Source organism: Xanthomonas sp. LMG 12462 (assembly GCF_009192885.1).
GTDB classification, from domain to species: Bacteria; Pseudomonadota; Gammaproteobacteria; order Xanthomonadales; family Xanthomonadaceae; genus Xanthomonas_A; species Xanthomonas_A sontii.
The window spans coordinates 1-20015 of the sequence record NZ_NMPP01000031.1 but is presented as its reverse complement, the minus strand read 5'-3'; the positions used below and the strand labels follow the sequence as shown (position 1 = coordinate 20015).

19 protein-coding genes are annotated in these 20015 nt (G+C 70.7%); 10 read left to right on the top strand and 9 right to left on the bottom strand.

What is annotated here, in order from left to right:
- Positions 1 to 24 precede the first annotated feature (24 nt).
- Positions 25 to 1158 carry a DUF1501 domain-containing protein gene (locus CEK69_RS09075; protein WP_017909616.1) on the top strand — a complete coding sequence of 378 codons (1134 nt, stop codon included), beginning with the start codon at positions 25 to 27 and terminating at the stop codon, positions 1156 to 1158.
- Positions 1159 to 1253: 95 nt separating this feature from the next.
- Here CEK69_RS09075 and CEK69_RS09070 read toward each other — a convergent pair whose 3' ends face one another.
- The 6 genes from CEK69_RS09070 to CEK69_RS09045 form a co-directional block, all read right to left on the bottom strand.
- Positions 1254 to 2348, bottom strand: a complete 1095-nt coding sequence (locus tag CEK69_RS09070; protein ID WP_152245155.1) for a M35 family metallo-endopeptidase — start codon at positions 2346 to 2348, stop codon at positions 1254 to 1256.
- 751 nt (positions 2349 to 3099) lie between these two features.
- Complete coding sequence (locus tag CEK69_RS09065; protein WP_193313945.1) at positions 3100 to 3978, bottom strand: polyprenyl synthetase family protein; 879 nt, start codon at positions 3976 to 3978, stop codon at positions 3100 to 3102.
- Entirely contained in the window at positions 3971 to 4234 is a 264-nt protein-coding gene (locus CEK69_RS09060; RefSeq protein WP_152182836.1) for an exodeoxyribonuclease VII small subunit, read from the bottom strand. The genes CEK69_RS09065 and CEK69_RS09060 overlap by 8 nt, the downstream gene beginning before the upstream one ends.
- Positions 4235 to 4265: 31 nt before the next feature.
- The gene (gene tilS, locus CEK69_RS09055) at positions 4266 to 5582 is read right to left on the bottom strand and encodes a tRNA lysidine(34) synthetase TilS (protein ID WP_226975106.1); all 1317 of its coding nucleotides are present in this window, start codon (positions 5580 to 5582) and stop codon (positions 4266 to 4268) included.
- 902 nt (positions 5583 to 6484) lie between these two features.
- Positions 6485 to 7012 carry a WG repeat-containing protein gene (locus CEK69_RS09050; protein WP_226975105.1) on the bottom strand — a complete coding sequence of 176 codons (528 nt, stop codon included), beginning with the start codon at positions 7010 to 7012 and terminating at the stop codon, positions 6485 to 6487.
- 44 nt (positions 7013 to 7056) lie between these two features.
- Positions 7057 to 8763 carry an alkaline phosphatase gene (locus CEK69_RS09045; protein WP_017912194.1) on the bottom strand — a complete coding sequence of 569 codons (1707 nt, stop codon included), beginning with the start codon at positions 8761 to 8763 and terminating at the stop codon, positions 7057 to 7059.
- Between the two features lie 152 nt (positions 8764 to 8915).
- Here CEK69_RS09045 and CEK69_RS09040 point away from each other — a divergent pair, with 152 nt between their 5' ends.
- From CEK69_RS09040 to CEK69_RS09030, 3 genes are all read left to right on the top strand, one after another.
- On the top strand, positions 8916 to 10256 hold the full coding sequence (locus CEK69_RS09040; protein WP_152245149.1) for a dicarboxylate/amino acid:cation symporter: 1341 nt from the start codon (positions 8916 to 8918) through the stop codon (positions 10254 to 10256).
- Between the two features lie 7 nt (positions 10257 to 10263).
- Positions 10264 to 11100, top strand: coding sequence for a class I SAM-dependent methyltransferase (locus CEK69_RS09035; RefSeq protein WP_152238267.1), 837 nt, complete (start codon positions 10264 to 10266; stop codon positions 11098 to 11100).
- A gap of 113 nt (positions 11101 to 11213) precedes the next feature.
- A complete protein-coding gene (locus tag CEK69_RS09030) occupies positions 11214 to 11693 on the top strand; it encodes an acyl-CoA thioesterase (RefSeq protein ID WP_017909252.1) in 480 nt (159 codons plus the stop codon).
- Positions 11694 to 11715: 22 nt separating this feature from the next.
- Here the strand turns inward: CEK69_RS09030 and CEK69_RS09025 are convergent, their stop codons facing one another.
- Complete coding sequence (locus tag CEK69_RS09025; RefSeq protein ID WP_226975104.1) at positions 11716 to 12492, bottom strand: nucleotidyltransferase domain-containing protein; 777 nt, start codon at positions 12490 to 12492, stop codon at positions 11716 to 11718.
- A gap of 134 nt (positions 12493 to 12626) precedes the next feature.
- Between CEK69_RS09025 and CEK69_RS09020 the strand changes: the two genes are divergently transcribed.
- Positions 12627 to 13403, top strand: coding sequence for a class I SAM-dependent methyltransferase (locus CEK69_RS09020; protein WP_152245147.1), 777 nt, complete (start codon positions 12627 to 12629; stop codon positions 13401 to 13403).
- Positions 13404 to 13521: 118 nt separating this feature from the next.
- Here the strand turns inward: CEK69_RS09020 and CEK69_RS09015 are convergent, their stop codons facing one another.
- Together CEK69_RS09015 and CEK69_RS09010 are read right to left on the bottom strand one after the other, a co-directional pair.
- Positions 13522 to 14355, bottom strand: coding sequence for a C40 family peptidase (locus CEK69_RS09015; RefSeq protein WP_081613625.1), 834 nt, complete (start codon positions 14353 to 14355; stop codon positions 13522 to 13524).
- A gap of 107 nt (positions 14356 to 14462) precedes the next feature.
- Entirely contained in the window at positions 14463 to 15005 is a 543-nt protein-coding gene (locus tag CEK69_RS09010) for a C40 family peptidase (protein ID WP_017909248.1), read from the bottom strand.
- A 109-nt stretch (positions 15006 to 15114) separates the two neighbouring features.
- Here CEK69_RS09010 and CEK69_RS09005 point away from each other — a divergent pair, with 109 nt between their 5' ends.
- The 5 genes from CEK69_RS09005 (at position 15115) to CEK69_RS08985 (ending at position 19898) form a co-directional block, all read left to right on the top strand.
- A complete protein-coding gene (locus CEK69_RS09005) occupies positions 15115 to 15594 on the top strand; it encodes a peptidylprolyl isomerase (RefSeq protein ID WP_043092617.1) in 480 nt (159 codons plus the stop codon).
- A gap of 139 nt (positions 15595 to 15733) precedes the next feature.
- Entirely contained in the window at positions 15734 to 16975 is a 1242-nt protein-coding gene (locus CEK69_RS09000) for a DUF418 domain-containing protein (protein WP_226975103.1), read from the top strand.
- A gap of 157 nt (positions 16976 to 17132) precedes the next feature.
- Entirely contained in the window at positions 17133 to 18494 is a 1362-nt protein-coding gene (gene gorA / locus CEK69_RS08995; RefSeq protein ID WP_152245145.1) for a glutathione-disulfide reductase, read from the top strand.
- 88 nt (positions 18495 to 18582) lie between these two features.
- Complete coding sequence (locus CEK69_RS08990) at positions 18583 to 19518, top strand: DMT family transporter (protein ID WP_152245143.1); 936 nt, start codon at positions 18583 to 18585, stop codon at positions 19516 to 19518.
- Entirely contained in the window at positions 19515 to 19898 is a 384-nt protein-coding gene (locus tag CEK69_RS08985; RefSeq protein WP_152245141.1) for an MGMT family protein, read from the top strand. Before CEK69_RS08990 ends, CEK69_RS08985 begins: the two co-directional genes overlap by 4 nt.
- Positions 19899 to 20015: the final 117 nt, after the last annotated feature.

Genomic DNA, 20015 nt, shown 5'->3' with positions numbered 1-20015 from the left:
CAATCCGCGATGGGAGAAGCTCCGATGCAACTGACACGCCGTCGTTTCCTTGCCGCCAGCGGTGCGGCCACCGTGTTGAGCCTGTGGGCGGGCAGCGGCCTGGCCGCGCCGGGCGCCGATACGCGCCTGCTGGTGGTGCTGCTGCGCGGCGCGCTGGACGGGCTGCACGCACTGGTGCCGACCGCCGACCCCGACTACGCACGCCTGCGCGGCGCGCTGGCGCCGCCGCAGACCCTGGCCCTGGACGGCAGCTTCGCGCTGCATCCGGCGCTGGCGTTCGCGCATGAGCTGTACGCGCGCAAGCAATGGCTGCCGGTGGTGGCGGTGGCGCCGCCGTACCGCGAGCGCTCGCACTTCGAGGCGCAGGATTGCCTGGAGAACGGCACCGCGCGGCCCAGCGGCGCCTCCAGCGGCTGGCTCAACCGCTGCGCACTGGCCCTGCACGGCGCCGAGGCGGTGTCGGTGAGCGCGGTGACGCCGCTGATCATGCGTGGCCCGGGCGCGGTGAACAGCTGGTCGCCGCCGCTGCCGAGCGCGGTCAATCCGATCCTGCTGCAGCGTCTGCAGCCGCTGTATGCCGCCGATCCGCACCTGGCCGGCGATTTCGCGCGCGCGCTGCGCGAGCAGGGCATGCAGGTGGACAGCGTCAAGGGTGGGCAATTGCCGCAGGCGATGAGTGCGGCGGCCAGCTTCATGGCCAAGCCCGACGGGCCGCGGATCGGCTTCGTCGAGGATGCCGGCTGGGATACCCACGGCAACCAGGCCGCGGTGCTGCAGCGCAAGCTGGGCGAACTGGATGCGGGGCTGCGCGCGTTCCACGATGGCGCGCAGGCCTGCTGGTCGCGCAGCGTGGTCGCGGTGGTGACCGAGTTCGGCCGCACCGCGGCGGTGAACGGGACCGGCGGGACCGACCATGGCACCGGCGGGGTGGCGTTCCTGGCCGGCGGCGCGGTGCGCGGCGGGCGCATCGCCGGAGACTGGCCCGGCCTGTCGCCGCGGGCCTTGAACGAGGGCCGCGACCTGCGCGCCACCAGCGACCTGCGCAGCCTGTTCCGGCACGTGCTCGGCGCGCATCTGGGCGTGTCCGAGCGCGCGCTGGACACCCAGGTGTTTCCCGGCAGCGCGGGGCTGCCCAGGTTGGAGGGTTTGGTGGCCTAGGACACCACGCGGGCATAGAGCGTGCGGCCTGGGCCGCACGCGAACCGGGCGCCGACGCGAGGTCGGCGCCCGGGGACATCACCGGCGTGCCGGACTCAGTTCTGCGACGGATTGTTCTCGGCGAAGTACTCGTGGCTGTCGGCGTTCTTCACCGCGCGCGCCGGATCGCTCTTGGCCAGGCTCTTGGCCGCGCTCTGGCCGTACGCGGTGTCCTGCGTGCCGGCGACCACGCTGAAGTGGCTCATTTCGTGGATCAGGGTGCCGGCCTTGGAGTCGGTGCCGGTCAGCGGCGCGCTCCAGAACGCATTGCAGACGTAGATCTGGTACGGCTGGTTCGGATACACGTAGGCGTAGGAACTGTCGCTGCAGCCGCAATTGATGGTGATCTGGCCGTTGTTCTGGTCGATCGCCGAATCGATGTTGACGAAGTTGGACGTGGCGGTGCTGTAGCGGCTGGCGTTGTAGGCGCCGAACCAGGTGGTGTAGCGCGCGCCGGTGCTGCCGCCGTTGAGGTAGGTCTTGGCGTTCTGCGAGTAGGTGCGTGCCGCGTTCACCGCGCTGCCGATGGTGCTGATCTGGCTGGTGCTGCACGAGGCGTAGTTGACGCCGTTGACCACCGCCTGCGGGCCGACCATCAAGTCGTTGCGCACCGCATGGCCGCGGCCGCCATCCAGCCATACCGTCAGCGGCGCGCTGGACAGGGTCTGCGGCTCGCCGTCGGCGCGCAGCATGCGCGCGCCATCGGCGAGCGCGGCGCCCTGCAGCGGCGCGTCGAGGCGGATGCTGTAGGTGCCGCTGCGGGTCAGGTCGTAGGCGCGGCTCAGGTCGATCTGCGCCTGCTTCGCTTCGCCCGGCTGCAGCAACACCATGTCCTCGGCGCGCGGCGCGGCGCGCTTGACCAGGCGCCCGACGTAATCCACCGGCTTGCCGTCGCGCTGGACCTGGAACAGGGCGTTGTCGAGATCGCCCAGCGGCAGTTCCCACTTGGGCACGCGTGCGACCTGCGTGCCGGTGTTGCGCACGGTCACCGCCATCTGGCCGCGCTGCTGGCCGTCGGCGTCGGCGACCGGCGTCAGTTCGACCTGCAGCGGCGCGGGCGTGCGCGTGAGTTGCGATTGCGCCGTGGCCGCCGAGATGATGCCGACCAGGCTGAAGCCGATCGCTGCCGAGATCCGGGATGCGTGTTTCATGCAGTCTCTCTCCGTCGAAAGTGGGCGCCCCGTGACAGGGGCCGAAGCAAACTAGCCCGGTGATGCGCGCGTGCGCGTCGCAGGTGTGTTTGTCTTCGATTTCGTCCAGCGAAGCGCGCGCCAGGTCTCAGTATCGGCATCGCGGACAGACATCGCCGCATGTGAGTGTCGCGCTGCAGCGGCCTTGCCGCAGCGGCATGCACTGGATCGAGCGCAGCGTTGCGGATAGGCCATGTGGCGATCACGCTCGCACTGTGCGTGTGCGTGCGTGGAGATCGTGCTGGTGGCGGCGTTTGCCGAAGGCGATGAGGACGTCCGAGATCTCCATTCGCCGCAGCCGGCGTCATCGCGATCTGCAGCGGTATGCGCTGCGTCGGAATTTTTGCGGCAACGCGGGTTGCCGTGGCGTGAGATGCGCCTGGTCGCCTGGTGTGGGAGTCAACCGTCATGCATCCGCGACGACCAGCGTGGCGGACGATCGGACCGCGAAAGCAGTCGGGACTGAAGTCCCTCCTACATTGCCCCAGACACTCACCGCAAGCCCATGTAGCAGCGGCTTCAGCCGCGACAGGCATGACCGATGCCGTCTGTCGCGGCTGAAGCCGCTCCTGCAACAGCGCCTCTGGTCATCACGGGCTGCGCGCGGCCAGCGCCAGCATCCATCCCTGGTTTCGCGGATGCGGTGCATCGCATCTGCGGCTAATGACGCGTGCGACCCAGCCGCACCGATCGCACGCGCCGAGCGTGGCGATCAGTGCGCGCGATCGACCGCGAGCCGCGCCAGCGCCGCCAGTGCATCGGCGGCAGCGCCATAGCCGTGCAGGCTGTCCTGCATCGCCTGCGCCAGCTCGGCCAGCTTGGCCTTGGCGCCATCCATGCCCAGCAGGGCAGGGTAGGTGGACTTGGCCTGCGCGACGTCCTTGCCGGCGGTCTTGCCGAGCTGTTCGGAGCTGGCTTCCACGTCGAGGATGTCGTCGCGCACCTGGAAAGCCAGGCCCAGCGCGGTGGCGAAGCTGTCCAATTGCGCGAGCGCGGCGGCGTCGGCGCCACCGCCGAGCGCGCCCAGGCGCACGCTGGCGCGGATCAGCGCGCCGGTCTTCAGCGCATGCATGCGTTGCAGGTCGGCCAAGGCCTGCACGCGGCCGGTGGCGTCGATGTCCAATGCCTGGCCGCCGCACATGCCGGCCGCGCCAGCGGCCTCGGCCAGGGTCTGCAGCCACTGCACGCGCAGCGGTGCCGCCGCGTCCTCGGCATTGGCCAGCAACGCGAACGCCAGGCTCTGCAGCGCGTCGCCGGCGAGGATCGCGGTGGCTTCGTCGAAGGCGATGTGCACGGTCGGCTGGCCGCGGCGCAGGGCATCGTCGTCCATCGCCGGCAGGTCGTCGTGGACCAGCGAATAGGCGTGGATCAGTTCCACCGCCAGCGCCGGTGCATCCAGGCGCGCGGCGTCGGCGCCGAACAGCGCGCCGCTGGCGTAGACCAGCAGCGGGCGCATGCGCTTGCCGCCGCCGAGGGTGGCGTGGCGCATCGCCGCGTGCAGGCGCTGCGGCGCCAGCGTGGCCGCCGGCAACTGCGCCTGCAGCCCGGTTTCCACCCGCTCGCGCCAGTGCGCGAACGCCGCGTCAGCCACCATGGGGCGGCACGGGATCGAAGGGTTCGGCGCTCTCGGGCTGCTCGGGATCGCTGAGCAGGCGCACGCGCAACTCGGCCTGCTCCAGCGCCTGCTGGCATTGCCGATACAGGCCCACGCCGCGCTCGTAGGCGCTGAGCGACTGCTCCAGGCTCAGGTCGCCGGCTTCCATCTTCTCCACCAGCACTTCCAGCTCCTCGAGCGACTGCTCGAAGCGCGCGACCGGGGAGGCATCGTCTTGGGACTTCTTGGGCATGGCGAAAGTGTGCGCGGCGACGGCGGCAGGGTCAATGCGAGGCGGGCGCCGCCACGGCCGGCGGATCCAGCGTCAGGTGCGCGGCGCGCGCCTGCAGCCAATCGTGCAGCGGCGCGGCCAGCAGGTCCGGGCCGGCAGCCAGCAGTTGTGTGGCGTCGAACAGCAGCGGCAGTCGCATGCGCTGCCAGGGTGGCAAGGCCTGCGTCTGCAGCAGGTGCTTCAGTGCCTGCGACTGCGTCCGACCTGGCAGAAGCAGACGTTCGCCGCCGCGGCGCGCGCGCACCAGCAGCGGCGTATCGAAGGCCAGCGTGGTGTCGGCGCGCAGGTGCAGGCGGCGGCCATCGGGCAACGCCAGCGGCGCGCGGCCGTCCCACTGCGCCTGCCAGTCCGCAGGCCAGGGCGCGAGGTCGCGCTCGGCGTACAGCATGTCGCGCCAACTGCGCACGCAGGCGCCGTGCCAGGCGAACTGCGCCGAAGCATCTGCGCGCGGCTGCAGCAGGTCGCGTTCGATCGCGGCCAGGCCGGCCGCCGGCAATGGCGGCAGGCCGGCCTGTGCGACCCAGCGTCGCAGCACGCGCGCGCGCCGCGCCGCAGGCAGGGCGCGCAGCGGGGCGAGTGGCAGCGGAGCACCCGGGGCGTCCTGCAGCGCATCGAGCGCCGTGCGGTCGTCCGCCTCCAGCAGTGCACTGGCGTCGGCGCATAGCTGCGCGCTGCGGGCGAGGGCGGCGTCGGCGTGCGGCCAGCGCTGGCGCAGCAGCGGCAGCACCTGTAGGCGCAGGAAATTGCGGTCGAAGCCGGGGTCGGCGTTGCTGGGGTCGTCGATCCACTGCAGGCCGTGCTGCTGCGCATAGGCGTGCAGCGCGCTGCGTGGTTGCGCCAGCAGCGGCCGCCACAGGCGGCTGCCGGCGAAGTCGGACAGCGCCTGCATCGCCGCCAGGCCGTCGGGCCCGGACGCGCGCAGCGCGCGCAGCAGGAAGGTTTCGGCCTGGTCGTCGCGGTGCTGTGCCAGCGCCAGCCATTCGCCGGGCTGCAGCGCCTGCGCGAAGGCCTGGCGCCGTGCTTGCCGCGCGGCCGCTTCCAGGCCATCGCCGCTGTCGCGCGGCACCTGCACCCGCACCACCTGCAGCGGCACCGCCAGCGCGGCGCACAGCTGCGCGCACTGCGCGGCCCAGGCGTCGGCGTCGGCATGCAGGCCGTGGTGCACATGCAGCGCGCGCAGGCCGGCGTGGCGGTACGACGGCTGCTGCGCGAGCAGGTGCAGCAGCACGGTCGAATCCAGCCCGCCGCTGAGGCCGAGCAGCAGCGGCGCCGGTGCCGGATCGGGCAGCGCGGCGGCGAGTGCGGACAACGGGGACGTAGAAGCGTGCGGCGGCATCGCGTCACTGTAGACGCAAGCGCACGTCAGCGCGAAGCGTGGCATGGCGACATCTTTGCGCTTGGCAGCGTTGTGGGAGGAATTTCAGTCCCGATGCCTTTCAGCTAATCGCGTCGGGACTGAAGTCCCTCCCACAAGAGCAGGTGTCGGCACTCGGGACTATCCAGACTGCTTGCTCAGCCCGTTGCCCGCTCGATGTCGGCGGCCAGTGCGCGACGACCGGCCTGCGGCCAGAGTTCCGACGCCTTTCAGTTCAACGCGTCGGGACTGAAGTCCCTCCCACAAGAGCAGGTGTCGGCACTCGGGGCTATCCGGACTGCTTGCTCAGCTGTTGCCTGCTCGATGTCGGCCGCCAGTGCGCGACGACTGGCCTGCGGCCAGAGTTCCGACGCCTTTCAGTTCAACGCGTTGGGACTGAAGTCCCTTCCACAAGAGCAGGTGTCGGCACTCGGGATTATCCAGACTGCTTGCTCAGCCCGTTGCCCGCTCGATGCCGGCGGCCAGTGCGCGACGACCGGCCTGCGGCCAGAGTTCCGACGCCTTTCAGTTCAATGCGTCGGGACTTAAGTCCCTCCCACAAGAGCAATTGTCGGCACTCGTGTCTGTCCCAAATGCTTGCTCAGCCTGGTGCCCGCTCGATGTTGGTCGCCAGCACGCGACGACTGGCCCGCCGCCAGCGCGCGACGGCGCTTGAAGCCGCGCAACGTGAGGTAGCCCCATGTGGGAGGGACTTCAGTCCCGACGCGGGGATGTCTCACCTCGCGGACGATGCGCTTTCCGCGACATCGCTGGAGATTCAAAGAGACGCGTTGCAGAGAACCAGCCTTGGCGACCTTCTCCGCAACAACGCGGCCATGCCGCACACGATCATCGGCTCAGCGCTTGGGCGCCGGCACTTCGCGGTTGTGGCGGTCGATGGAGTACCAGCGGCCACCCTGCATCGGCGTATGACCGTCGGTGTCGGGCGTGCCCGCGCTGCAGCCGTCGCATACCGCGGCGACGCCCTGCTCGAACGGCCAGGCGAAGTCGTGGACTGGCGCGATCACCTCGCGCAGTTGCCGGTCGTAGAAGCCGATGCGGCCGTGAAAGATGCCGCGGGTCAGCCCTTCAGTGAATCCATCCGGACCGTTGTCCCAGGTGATCACCGGCAGGCTGCGGCCATCGGCGCGCACGTAGTAGAAGCGTGCGCCGACGCTCAGCAGCGCCAGCCCGTCGCGATCGAACGTCAGGCGCCGCAGCGCCTGTGGCGTCAGTACCAGGCGTTCGTCGGCGCCGAGCCGACAGCCCGGCACCACCGGCCGATCGCTGTTCGGGTCGCCCAGTCGGCAGGCCTCGGTGGCCGGTTGCGCCGCGGCCGCCGGCACCGTGCCGAGCGCTGTAAACGCAGCGAACCCTGCGAGCAACGCAACGGCCACGCGCAGGCGGCCGCGGTGCGGCCGACACCGCCTCATTGCGCGGTGGCGGCGCTGGTCATGAATGCCGCCGGCTTGGGCAGTTCCACCGGCACGCCGTCGCCGTTGCAGGTGCCGGCCTGGCACAGCCGCGCGCGCAGGGTCGGGGTGGCCTGCACGATCACGTGGTAGATCACGTTCTCTTCCAGACTGCCGCGGAACGCGTTGCTGCCGGGGCCGCGCGCCCAGATGCCGACGTCGTCGCCGCCATGGGTCTCGGCCTTGGTCGGCACCAGCGCTTCCTGCATGAAATCCGGGCTTTCGGTGTCGACGTGGGTCAGGTCGGGACGGCCGTTGGCTGGCTCGAAATTGCTCGGCGCATGCGGGAAGGTCTTGATGCCGGCCGGCTGCTGGTTGCTGGCGCCGGTGTAGCCGGGGCCGTTGGCGTAGCTGAGCGTGGCATAGGGCTGGCCGTTGCCGTCCAGCGCCAGGTCGCCGGTATTGGCGTCCTCGCCGCTGGTGCCGCGCACCTTGCCCAGGATCGGGTTGCCGCGCTGCGGGTAGCCGACGAAGTTCAGCGTATGCGAATGGTCGGCGGTGACGATGATCAGCGTGTCCTCGGCCGAGGTCGCGTCCGCCGCGGCCTGCACCGCCTGTGACAGGGCGATGGTCTCGTCCAGCGCGCGGTAGGCGTTGCCGGCGTGGTGCGCGTGGTCGATGCGGCCGCCTTCGACCATCAGCACATAGCCGTTCTTGTCCTGCGACAGGGTACGGATCGCGGCCTTGGTCATCTCGGCCAGGCTCGGGTCGCCATTGGCGCTGCGGTCGCGGTCGTGGTCGAACTGCATGTGGTCCGGCTCGAACAGGCCCAGCAGCGCCGGCGCGTTCTGCGCCGCTTCCAGTTGCCCGCGGGTCCACACGTAGGCGCCCTGCGGATGGCGCTGGCGCCATTCGCCGACCAGATCGCGGCCGTCCAGGCGCAGGCCGACCTTGTCGTCGTACTCGGGGTCGCGCTGCTCGACGGTGGTGAACTGGCCGCGGCCGCCGGCCAGCATCACCTGCGGGCCGCGCCCGAAGCGCGCGCTCACCATCTGCTGGGCGATGTCGCGGCAGCCTTCGGCCACGGCCTTCTCCGGCAGGTCGGCATCGCTCTCCCAGTTGCGCTCGGGCACGTGCGCATAGGTCGCGGCCGGGGTGGCGTGGGTCAGCCGGGTGGTGGTGACGATGCCGGTGCCCATGCCGGCGCTGTCGGCCAGTTCCAGCCAGCTCAGCAACTGCTTGCCGAGGCTGTCGGCGCAGGCGTCGCGCTTGCCGGCGGACACGCCGATCGCGCCCATGTGGGTCTTCACCCCGGTGGTGATCGAGGTCATGGTGCCGGCCGAGTCGGGCGTCTGCGAATCGGTGTTGTAGGTCTTGCTCAGCGCGGTGGCGGGGAACGCCTCCCACGACAACTGGTTCTCCTCGCCCGAGGCGCCCTTGCGCTGACCATCCAGGATGCGCGCGGCGGCGACCGTGGTCAGGCTCATGCCGTCGCCAAGGAACAGGATGACGTTCTTGGCCTTGCCGCGCATCGCACCGTTGTTGGCGGCCTTGGCGGCGCCGCTGCGGTACCACCAGGCCGGGGTCTCGCCGGCCGGATGGGCCACGGCGGGGACGACGATCGGCGCGACGTTGGCGCTGGCGGCCGGCGCGTGCGGCGTGCTGGCGCAGGCGCCCAGCAGCAGGGTGGAGGCGGCGGCGAGGGCGGAAACGGGTAGGCGCATACGCAGAACGGGTCCTGAACAACGAAGTCCCCTGCATTATGCCGACTGCGACAAGGCACGCCGATGACATCGCGCCTTTCCAGCCATGGCGTCGTCGCTGCTGCCGGGGTGCGCTATCGTGCGAAACCCCCCGATCTCTCTGGACAGCGTCGATGAAACTGGTGACGGCCTGGTTACGCATTCCGTTCTGGCAGCGCGTGGTCGCCGGCTTCCTGCTGGGCGCCCTGGCGGGCTGGGCGCTGGGGCCGACCGCCGAGACCTGGTTCAAGCCGCTGGGCGATCTGTACGTCACCCTGATCAAGATGATCGCGGTGCCGCTGGTGTTCTTCGCGGTCATCAACGCGATCTCGGCGCTGCACGGACAGCAGTCGGTGGCCAAGCTGGGCGGGCGCACCTTCCTGTGGTTCGTGGTCACCGCGGCGCTGGCGGTCGGCGTCGGCCTGGCCGTGGGCACGGTGCTGCAGCCGGGCGCCGGCCACCTGGGCCTGCGCGTGGACAGCGCCTGGACCCCGCGCGACGTGCCCAGCCCGGTGCAGGTGCTGCTGGACGTGGTGCCGTCCAACCCGTTCTATGCGCTGACCGGCATCGGCACCAAGGCCAATGCCGCTGGCGAGACCGTGCTGGCGGCCGGGCGCGGTTCGATTCTGCCGGTGATCTTCTTCGCCGCGCTGCTGGGCTTTGCCATGGTCAAGCTCGGCGAGCGCGTGGCCGAGGCGCGCAAGCTCACCAAACAGATGAGCGAGATCATGATCCAGGTCACCCGCTTCGTGCTGGAGATGACCCCGCTCGGCACCTTCGGCCTGATCGCCGCGCTGGTCGGCGGCTATGGGTTCGGCAAGCTGCTGCCGTTCGGCAATTTCGTGCTGGCGCTGTACCTGGCCTGCGCGATCCACATCGTAGTGGTGTACAGCGGCCTGCTGCTGGTGCACGGACTCAATCCGTGGAAGTTCTTCCGCGGTGCCGCGCCGGGCATGCAGGTGGCCTTCGTCAGTTCCTCCAGCTTCGCCGCGATGCCGGTGGCGTTGCGCTCGATCACCCACAACCTCGGCGTCAACAAGGACTACGCCGCGTTCGCGGTGCCGCTGGGGGCCAGCATCAAGATGGATGGCTGCGGCGCGATCTTCCCGGCGCTGTGCGCGGTGTTCATCGCCCAGTACACCGGCGTGCCGCTGACCGCCAACCAGTATTTCGTGGTGCTGATCGCCTCGGTGCTGGGCAGCTTCGGCACCGCCGGCGTGCCCGGCACCGCGGTGGTGATGGCCACGGTGGTGCTGAGCGCGGCCAACCTGCCGCTGGAGGTGATCGGCTACCTGTACGCCATCGACCGCGTGCTGGACATGATGCGCACCATGACCAACGTGACCGGGCAGATGCTGGTGCCGGTGCTGGTGGCCAAGGAGACCGGCCTGCTCGATCGCACCATCTACGAGGCCGCCCCGAGCAATGTCGGCCTGGAAGATCCGCCGGTCGACGGTTCCGGCCAGGTGCGTTGATGCGTCCGTGAGTACGCCTGCCGAGAGCCTGCGCGCGCAGCTGCGACAGTTGCCCGGGCTGACGCTGCACGCGGGTGTGCTGGTGCACGACGCGCTGCCGGACGACCCGTTCGAGCAGCGCTACCTGGACGTGCGCCGCCGCGAAGGCCGTCTCTACAGCGACGCGCAGGTGCGCACGCTGCCGCAGCCGCCCGGCGCGCTCGGCGCCAGTCACGAATGGCGGGTGCGCGCCGAATCGTGCCGGCGCCTGTTGCGCCATCTGCGTGCGCGTGGCGGCGACGGTCCTCTGCTGGAACTCGGCTGCGGCAACGGCTGGCTGTCGTATCGCCTGGCCAGCGGCCTGCAGCGCGAAGTCTGCGGTGTCGACGTCAATCGCACCGAACTGGCGCAGGCGGCGCGGGTCTTCGCCGACGCGCCGCGGTTGAGCTTCGTCGCCGGTGACATCCTGCGTTTGCCGCTGCCGGCGCAGCGGTTCGATGTCGTGGTGGTGCCGGCCTGCCTCCAATACTTCGCCGATCCGCGTGCGCTGATCGCACGCCTGCTGCAGCTGCTGCAGCACGACGGCGAACTGCACATCCTCGACAGCCCGTTCTACGCCGACGTCGAGCAAGCCAGGGCCAGCGCCGCGCGCAGCCTGCGCTACTTCAGCGGCCTGGGCTGCGCCGAACTGGCGCAGCAGTACCACCAGCACACCGAGGCGGTACTGGACGGCATCGTGTTGCGCCGCTTGTTCGACCCACGGCGGTTGTCGGTGCGCTGCCTGCGGGCGTTGCGCTGGCGCCAGCCGCACTTTCCGTGGCTGTGCATCCGCAAGCGCGACAATCTCGCGCTGGCCGCGGCCTAGCCGGCGCCGCCGGCTGCCGGCGCGTCTGCGGCGACACCTTATTGCGGCGCCGTTGCGATTGGCGGCGGCGGCGCATGGCAGACTGCCGCCTTCTTCCCCTGCATGGACTCCCGATGAGCGGCACGCAACGCGAGCTGACCTTCCGCTTCCTGGCCGAACCGATCGACGTCAACTACGGCGGCAAGGTCCACGGCGGCGTGGTGATGAAGTGGATCGACCAGGTCGGCTACGCCGCGGCGGTGGGCTGGAGCGGCCACTACAGCGTGACCGTGGCGGTAGGCGGCATCCGCTTCGTCTCGCCGATCCGCATCAGCGACATGGTCACGGTCGGCGCCAAGCTGGTCCACACCGGCACCAGCAGCATGCATTTCGCCATCGAGGTGCGCGCCCGCGATCCGATGGGCGGCGAGCCGCGTCTGTGCACGCATTGCATCATCGTGTTCGTGGCCCTGGACGGCGTCGAAGGCCGCCCGACCGCGGTGCCGGCCTGGCATCCGGACACGCCGGAAGACCATCGCCTGGCCGAGTACGCGCAGAAGGTGATGGAGCTGAGCAAGGGCATCGAGGACACCATCGCCCACTACCACGGCTGAGGGCGCGCGCCCACGCGCTGGCTCAGGCGCGCCAGTCCGCGGGCGCGATGCGGCAGTCGCCGTCGAACAGGCGGCCGCCGTGCACGGCCAGTTCCTGCTGCGCCAGTGCCAGCACCGGCGCACAGTCGGCATTGGCGAACAGCGCGGCGAAGGCCTGCTCGAAGCGCGCGCCCACCGCCGGATCCATCCGTGCCAGCAGGCGCGGCACCCACTTGCCGCTGCCGTACCAATGGCCGCTTCCGCGCAGCGCCAGTTCCGCCAGGCGCGGATGCAGCAGGGCGCCGATGGCGAGGATCTCGGCGGCGCTGCGCTCGCCGCACAGGTCGTCGACCAGGTCAGTGATCTCGTAGCGCAGCGCGTCCCGTTGCGCCTGCGTCAGCGGCGGCGGCCCGGCCTGCAGCCGCGCGGCGACTCGGCCTTGCAGGCTGCGTGCGGATTCGGTCGCGGTGCCGACGAGGGTGCCCTCGGCGATCATGTGCAGCAGGCTGGGGCGGCCGCGGGCGGCGTCTTCGTCGACGAACCAGGCCAGCGTGCCCGGGTCGTGCACGAAGGCTTCGACGGGCATGCCGTCGGCGAGGAACGATTCGCGGCGTGCGGCCGGCAGGCGCTCATAGACCACGACCAGGTCGAGATCGGAGAGATGCGTGCCTTCGCCGCGCAGGATCGAGCCGGCGGCGAAGCCGAACGCCGCGTCGGCGTAGCGGGTGGACAGCAGCGATTGCGCGATCGCCAGCGCCTGGGCGGGCGTGGGCAGGACGTGCTTGGCCGGCATCAGCGCAGCGCTTGCAATTGCGGCCATGACGCGACCCGACGGACGGGCTCATCGGCACGGCAGGACTGCGAGGCAGGCGAGGGGCGTGGTGTCATCGAAGTTCCGGTGACGCGATCGAGGCGGACAGCGTATCGTGCCGGCGGGCAACGCGGACGGCGACGATGACGCTCCAGGCGGACAGCGCGGAACTACAGCGGCAATACGGCGATACACAGCGGCTGGTGCAGCGTAAGTCGCTGCACGCCAAGTACGGCCGCGGCGATTGGTACCCGTGGTTGCGCGCGCAGGTGCCGCTGGCCGCAGACCTGCGCGTGGCCGATATCGGCTGCGGCACCGGCCAGCTGTGGGGCGCGCTCGCCGGGCAGTGGCCGCCATCGCTGGCATTGCAATTGCTGGATCGCTCGCCGGCCATGGTCGCTGCGGCATTGGCGCAAGCGGTGGCGTTGCGGCCACGGGGTGTGGTCGGCGACGCGATGCGCCTGCCGCTGCGCGATGCCAGCATCGACGCCGCACTGGCCGTGCATATGCTCTACCACTTGCCCGATCCGCATGCGGGCGTGCGCGAGCTGCGGCGCATCGTTCGTCCAGGCGCGGCAGTACTGGCGGTGCTCAATGGTCGCGACAACATGCGTCAACTCGCGCAACTGGTCGCCGGAGTGGCCGGTGGCCCGGACCGCGACCCGTCCACCCTGCGCCTGGACGCGGAGGCGGGCGCGCGCCTGTTCGCCATGCACTTCGCGCAGGTCCGGGTCGCACGCTTCGACGACGTGCTGGTCTGCACCGATCCCGAGGACGTCATGGCCTATCTGCAGAGTCTGCCGTTGCCGCCGCAGGCGCACGCGTCAGCCTTGCGGCAGGCGGTAGAGGCGGCGTTTGCGCATGGCGACGGCGCGTTGCGGATCGACAAGGACGTGCGCGCGATCGTTGCCACCGCCTGAGGGCGGCCGCGTCGGTGCCAGTGGCACGACCGCCAGCCGGGCGGCCGCGAAACGTCACAACCAAAAAGGCCGCTGTCCCCAGCGGCCTTTTCTGTGCGGTATCTCCGGAGCGGACGGCTTACATCGCCACGCGGCGCGCCTGCACGAACTTCTCGCCCCAGTAGCCGGAGGTCAGCGTGTCCACGCGCACGTCCTTGCCGCGGCTGGGGGCGTGCAGGAAGCGGCCCTCGCCGACGTACAGGCCGACATGGTCGACGCGGCCCTTGCGACCGAAGAACACCAGGTCGCCCGGCGCCAGCGCGTCGCGGTCCTTGATCAGCTGGGCATTGGCCTCGCGGGCCATCTCGCGCGACACGCGCGGCAGTTCGATGCCCAGCGCGGTGCGGAACACGTAGCCGACCAGGCCGCTGCAGTCGAAGCCTTCGGTGTCTTCGCCGCCCCAGCGGTACGGGGTGCCCAGCAGCGCCATGGCGCGCTTGAGCACGGACTGGACCTTGTCGCCGCCCGGCACCACGCCTTCGCGCGGGACCGGCTGGGACACGTCGTAGTTGGCCAGCAGGCGGCTGATGTCGCCGGCGAACATCGCCGAGCGGTCCATCAGCGGAATGGTGTCGTTGGCGGCCAGGTGCGGCAGCAGGGCGGCCAGGGTGGCGGTGGCGGCGGCGTCGGCCTTGCTGCGCGACGGTGCGGGCGCCTGGGCGGCGGCCGGCTTGGCCGACGTGGTGATGTTGGGGGTCTGCGCGGTCGCCTGGGCGGTGGTCGCGGTGGCGCTCACCTGGGCGGGAGCGGGGGCGACGGTCGCGATCGCTTCCGGGACGACGGTGTCGGCGGGAGCGGTCTGGGCCAGGGCCGGAAGGGCCGAGAAACAGAGCGAGGCGGTGCAGAAGAGGCGGAAAGCGGTCCGGCGGGGAACGGCGGGCTTGCCTGGAGAGGTCTGGGCTTCGGTCGTCACGCTTGGATCACAAAATAAAACGATGGGGGATCATGCCTTGTAGACAGAAATAGGAAGTTCAAATAAGGTTAAATTTTCGTAATTATGAATGTGGGTGAAATCACAGTTCAGCGCAAAACCCGCTTTGCGCCGGTGTAGTGGTCCCGCCAGTATGCCCCGTCCAGCGAATCCAGGCGCACCGTGCCGCCCGTGCTGGGAGCGTGCACGAAGCGGCCTTCACCGACATAAATTCCAACGTGAGTCACATTTCCCGCGCTGCCGAAGAACACCAGGTCGCCGGTGCTCAGGCGCTGCGGATCGATCCGCGGTCCCTGCACCGCAGCCAGTTCGCGCGAGGTGCGCGGCAGTCGCAGGTCGAGCATGTCGCGGTAGACGTAGGCGACCAGGCCGCTGCAGTCGAAGCCGGACTCGGGGGTGTTGCCGCCGTAGCGGTAGGGCGTGCCGACCAGGCCCAGCGCCCGCATCAGCACTGCGTTGGCCGCGCCCGGGTCGGCCGGCGCCACCTGCGGCCACTCGCGCACCGCCACCGGTGCCGGCCGGGTGTGGCGGACCTCGTGGCGTCCGCAGGCCGCCAGCGCGGCGGTGCACAGCAGCGGAAGCCACCACGGGAACGCGCGGCGGCCGCGCGGCGAAACTGGCGTGTTGTGCATGGAGCCGGGATAATGCGCGACCTCAGAAGGCCGCCATCATGGCGGCGCTCCCGGCGGCCGACAAGCCGCCCATCCCGTCTGCCCCCGGCAGCCACAGCGCAGAGTGCACATGAAGATCGAAAAAGACCGCGTCGTCCGTTTCCACTACACCGTTTCGGAAGTCGGTCAAGAACCGATCGAAAGCTCCAAGGACCGCGATCCGCTGGTGATCCTGGTCGGCCACGGCAACATCATCCCGGGCCTGGAGAACGCGATGATGGACAAGGCCGCCGGCGACAGCTTCGGTGTCGACGTGGCCGCCAAGGACGCCTATGGCGAGTACCGCGAGGGCCTGAGCCAGCGCGTGCCGAAGAAGCATTTCGGCGCGGCCAAGCTGCAGCCGGGGAGCCAGGTGGTGCTGCAGACCAACTTCGGCCCGCGCGCGGTCACCGTGCAGAAGGTCGGCATGAGCGTGGTCGACGTCGACCTCAACCACCCGATGGCCGGCAAGGACCTGCACTTCGACGTGGAGATCGTCGACGTGCGTGAGGCCAGCGCCGAAGAGATCGAGCACGGCCACGTGCACGGCGACGGCGGCCACCACCACTGAGTGCGTTGGCGGCGGTGCCGGTCGCGCCGGTGCCGCCAGCCCTGGCGCCGCACGCAGCGGCGCCATCGTGCCGCTGCGGACGCCGGCGGCCTTCCTGATCGCGGCGAGGGACATCGCCGGCCTTCCGCCCGGTGCCGCCTTGGCCACTTCCGCCCCCGTGTTGCAGCCCGTCGCGCCCGCCGAGCGCATCGCCACGCTGGACGTGCTGCGCGGCTTCGCCCTGCTGGGCATCCTGCTGATGAACATCGAGGGCTTCGTCGGCCCGCTGGACGCGGCGATGACCGGTCTGGATCCGGCGCTGCGCGGCGCCGACCGCATCGCCGACGCCCTGGTCTACATCCTGGTGCAGGGCAAGTTCTACACCTTGTTCTCGCTGCTGTTCGGCATGGGCTTTGCAGTGATGGCGCAGCGCGCCGAGATCGCGCGGCGGCCGTTCGGTGGTTTCTTCCTGCGCCGCAGCGCGGGGCTGCTGCTGATCGGCCTGCTGCATGCCGTGCTGCTGTGGTCCGGCGACATCCTGGTCAGCTATGCGCTGCTGGCGTTCATGCTGCTGGCGTTCCGCGAGGCGCCCACGCGCTGGCTGCCCGGCATGGCGCTGGTGGTGTACCTGTTCGCGCCGGCGCTGTGGCTGTTGATCGGCGCCGCCGCCTGGGCGGCGCAGGCCGATCCGCACGGTGCGGCGCAGTGGCATCGGGACATGGCCGAGCAGGCGCAGCACGGCGCGGCGGCGCTGGCGCAGCAGCGCGAGGTGTTCGGCCACGGCAGCTACGCCCAGGCCACTGCGCAACGCGCGCGCGACTTGGTCGAATCGCTGAGCGGGCTGCTGTTCAATGCGCCGACCATCTTCGGCATGTTCCTGCTCGGCGCCTGGTGCGTGCGCAGCGGCCTGGCCGCACAGCCGCAGCGCTTCCCGCGGCTGCTCGCCGTGCTGCGCTGGGGTGTGCTGCCGCTGGGCCTGGCGCTGATGCTGCTGAGCTTCCGGCTGGAGCCGTGGATGGACCCGGCGCGGCTGGATCTGCGCCTGACCTGTGCCTACGCCCTGGCCAGCGTCGCCAGCGGCCTGATGGCACTGGGCTATGCGGCCTGGCTGGTGCGCGCCGCACCGGCGCTGCAGTGGCTGGCGCCGGCCGGGCGCATGGCGCTGAGCAACTATCTGCTGCAGTCGCTGGTGTGCACCACGTTGTTCTACGGCTACGGCTTCGGCTATTTCGAGCGATTGCCACGCGCCTGGCAGATCCCGTTCGCGGTCGCGCTGTTCGCGATGCAGGTGGCGCTGTCGCACTGGTGGCTGCAGCGGTTCCGCTTCGGCCCGGTGGAGTGGCTGTGGCGCTCGGCCAGCTACCTGCGCTGGCAGCCGATGCGCCGACGCGACGCGGCCTGAGCGCAGGTACTGCGGCGGCGTCCTCACATCTGCCGCGCGGTCGCCCATGGCATGCTCCGCGGCGACCGAGACATGCGACAGGACAGCCGATGGACGATGTGAACCGCGCGCACCGCGCCGCGCCCGATGCGACCCCGCCGCGCGCCGAGCGTGCGCCGTGAACGGGGCGATCCGCGATTACGACCTTCTTGTGCTGGGCGGCGGGTCCGGCGGCCTGGCCACCGCCTTCCGCGCCGCCAGCCATGGCGCACGGGTGGCGATCCTGGAGCCGAGCGCGCTCGGCGGGACCTGCGTCAACGTCGGCTGCGTGCCGAAGAAGGCGATGTGGCTGGCGGCGGATCTGGTCGAACGCATCGATCTGGCGCGCGCGGTCGGCTTCGCCATTCCCGAGGCCACGCTGTCCTGGGCGGAACTGGTGGCGCATCGCCAGGGCTACATCGGCAACATCCACGCCAGCTACCGGCGCCGCCTGGATGCCGACGGCGTGGTGCTGATCCCGCGGCGCGGCCGGCTGGTCGATGCGCACACCGTCGAATGCGACGACGGCGTGCGGGTCAGCGCCAAGCACGTGGTGATCGCCACCGGCGCGCACGCGCTGCGGCCGAACATCGACGGCGCCGAGCTGGGCCTGGTCTCCGACGACTTCTTCAATCTCTGCGAGGCGCCGCCGCGGGTGGCGATCGTCGGCGGCGGCTATATCGCGGTGGAACTGGCAGGACTGCTGCAGGCGCTGGGCAGCCGGGTGGAGTTATACGTGCAGGGCGAGCGCCTGCTGGAGCGGTTCGACGCGGAACTGGCACGGCAGCTTGCCGATAACCTGCGCCACCAGGGCGTGCGCCTGCATTTCGGTTACCGCGCCAGCGCCCTGCGCCGCAGCGGCGAGGGCCTGTGCGTGGTCGATGCGCAGGGGCAGCCCGGCGAGAGCGTCGACAAGGTGTTCTTCGCGATCGGGCGCCGCCCCAACACGCGCGACCTCGGCCTGGAGGCGCTGGGTGTGCGCCTGGGCGACAAGCACGAGATCGTGGTGGACGACTACCAGAACACCGACGTGCCTGGGCTGTATGCGATCGGCGACGTGGCCGGCAAGGTCGGCCTGACCCCGGTGGCGATCGCCGCCGGGCGCAAGCTGATGGACCGCGTGTTCGGCGACCGGCCGCAGGCGCGGCTGGACTACGAGAACGTGCCCAGCGTGGTGTTCTCGCATCCGCCGCTGGGCCAGGTGGGATTGGGCGAGGAGCAGGCACGCGAGCGCTATGGCGCCGACGCGGTGACCTTGTACCGCAGCAATTTCCGGCCGATGCTGCAGGCGCTGGCCGATTCGCCGCAGCGCAGCCTGTTCAAGCTGGTGTGCGTTGGCGCCGAGGAGCGTGTGGTCGGCGTCCACCTGCTCGGCGATGGGGCCGACGAGATCCTGCAGGGCTTTGCGGTGGCATTGAAGTTGGGCGTGACCAAGCAGCAACTGGAAGACACCGTGGCGATCCATCCGACTTCGGCCGAGGAAGTGGTGCTGATGCGCTGAGGTCGCCCCGATCCGGCGGCTGGTTCGCTGTGGCGCCGTAGAATGGCGGCATGCACGTGTCCTCTTCTCCCTGCCGCGGCGCCGCGCGATGAGCGCGTCCGGCACGTCCGCCGCCGTCGCCCCCACCGCCACCCAGGCCAGCCTCGGTGGCGTGCTGCTCGCCGCCGGCGGCGCGATCGCGTTCTCGGGCAAGGCCATCATCGTCAAGCTGGTCTATCGCTATGGCGTCGATGCGGTGACCCTGCTGGCCTTGCGCATGCTGGTGGCGCTGCCGTGCTTCGCGGCGATGGCGCTGTGGGCGGCGCGCCGCGCGCCGCCGCTGCAGCCGGGCGACCGCTGGCGGATCGTCGCGCTGGGCGTGCTTGGCTATTACCTGGCCAGCTTCCTGGATTTCCTCGGCTTGGCCTACATCACCGCGACCCTGGAGCGGCTGATCCTCTATCTCACCCCGACCCTGGTGCTGCTGATCGGCGTGCTGCTGTGGCGGCGGCGTCCGCAGCGGCGCCAGCTGTGGGCGCTGGCGTTGAGTTACCTGGGCGTGTTGCTGGCGTTCGGCCACGACCTGCAGATCGGCGGCGCGCGTACTGCTTGGGGGAGCTTGCTGGTATTCGGCAGCGCGCTGGCCTATGCGGCCTATCTGGTCGGCAGCGGCCAACTGGTGGCGCGGGTCGGGGCGGTGCGGTTGACCGCCTACGCCAGCCTGGTCGCCTGCGCGCTGTGCATCGCCCAGTTCCTGCTGCTGCGGCCGCTGCACGCGCTGGTCCTGCCGACACCGGTCTACGCGCTGTCGCTGCTCAACGGCACGCTGTGCACGGCGGTGCCGGTGCTGGCGACGATGCTGGCGGTGCAGCGCATCGGCTCGGCGCTCGCGTCGCAGATCGGCATGCTCGGCCCGGTCTCGACAATCGTGCTCAGCGTGCTGGTGCTGGGCGAGGCAATGGGGCCGTGGCAGATCGCCGGCACCGTGCTGGTACTGGGCGGGGTGCTGCTGGTGTCGCGGCCGGTACGGGCACGGTCGGCATGAGTCCACGGCGGCCGCCCGCAGCGCGCGCGTCGGCGCCGGCCGCAAAGGCGGCGGCCGAGGCGCATGCGCGGATCCTGGCGACGATCCGGGCGATCCCGTCGGGCCAGGTGCGCGGCTATGGCGAGGTGGCGATGCTGGCCGGGTTGCCGGGACGCGCGCGGCTGGTGGCGCGCCTGCTCGGCGGCAATGCCGATGCCGCGCTGCCCTGGCACCGGGTGCTGCGCAGCGACGGCCGCATCGCCTTTCCCGAAGGCTCGCGCGGCTATCGCGAGCAATGTCAGCGCCTGCGCGCCGAAGGCGTGGCGGTGCAGGGCGGACGGGTGAAGCGTGCGCCCGCGCCGGCGCGCGATCTCGATGCCGAGGTCTGGGGGCCGCGCTAGCGAGGCGCGCCAGAACTGCGGGGCTCGTGTCTCGAAGCGCAGAAGACGCCGGCTGTGAAGGGCTTAGCCCCTCTCCCCCGGGGAGAGGGGTTGGGGTGAGGGTAGGGCGCGAAGCGC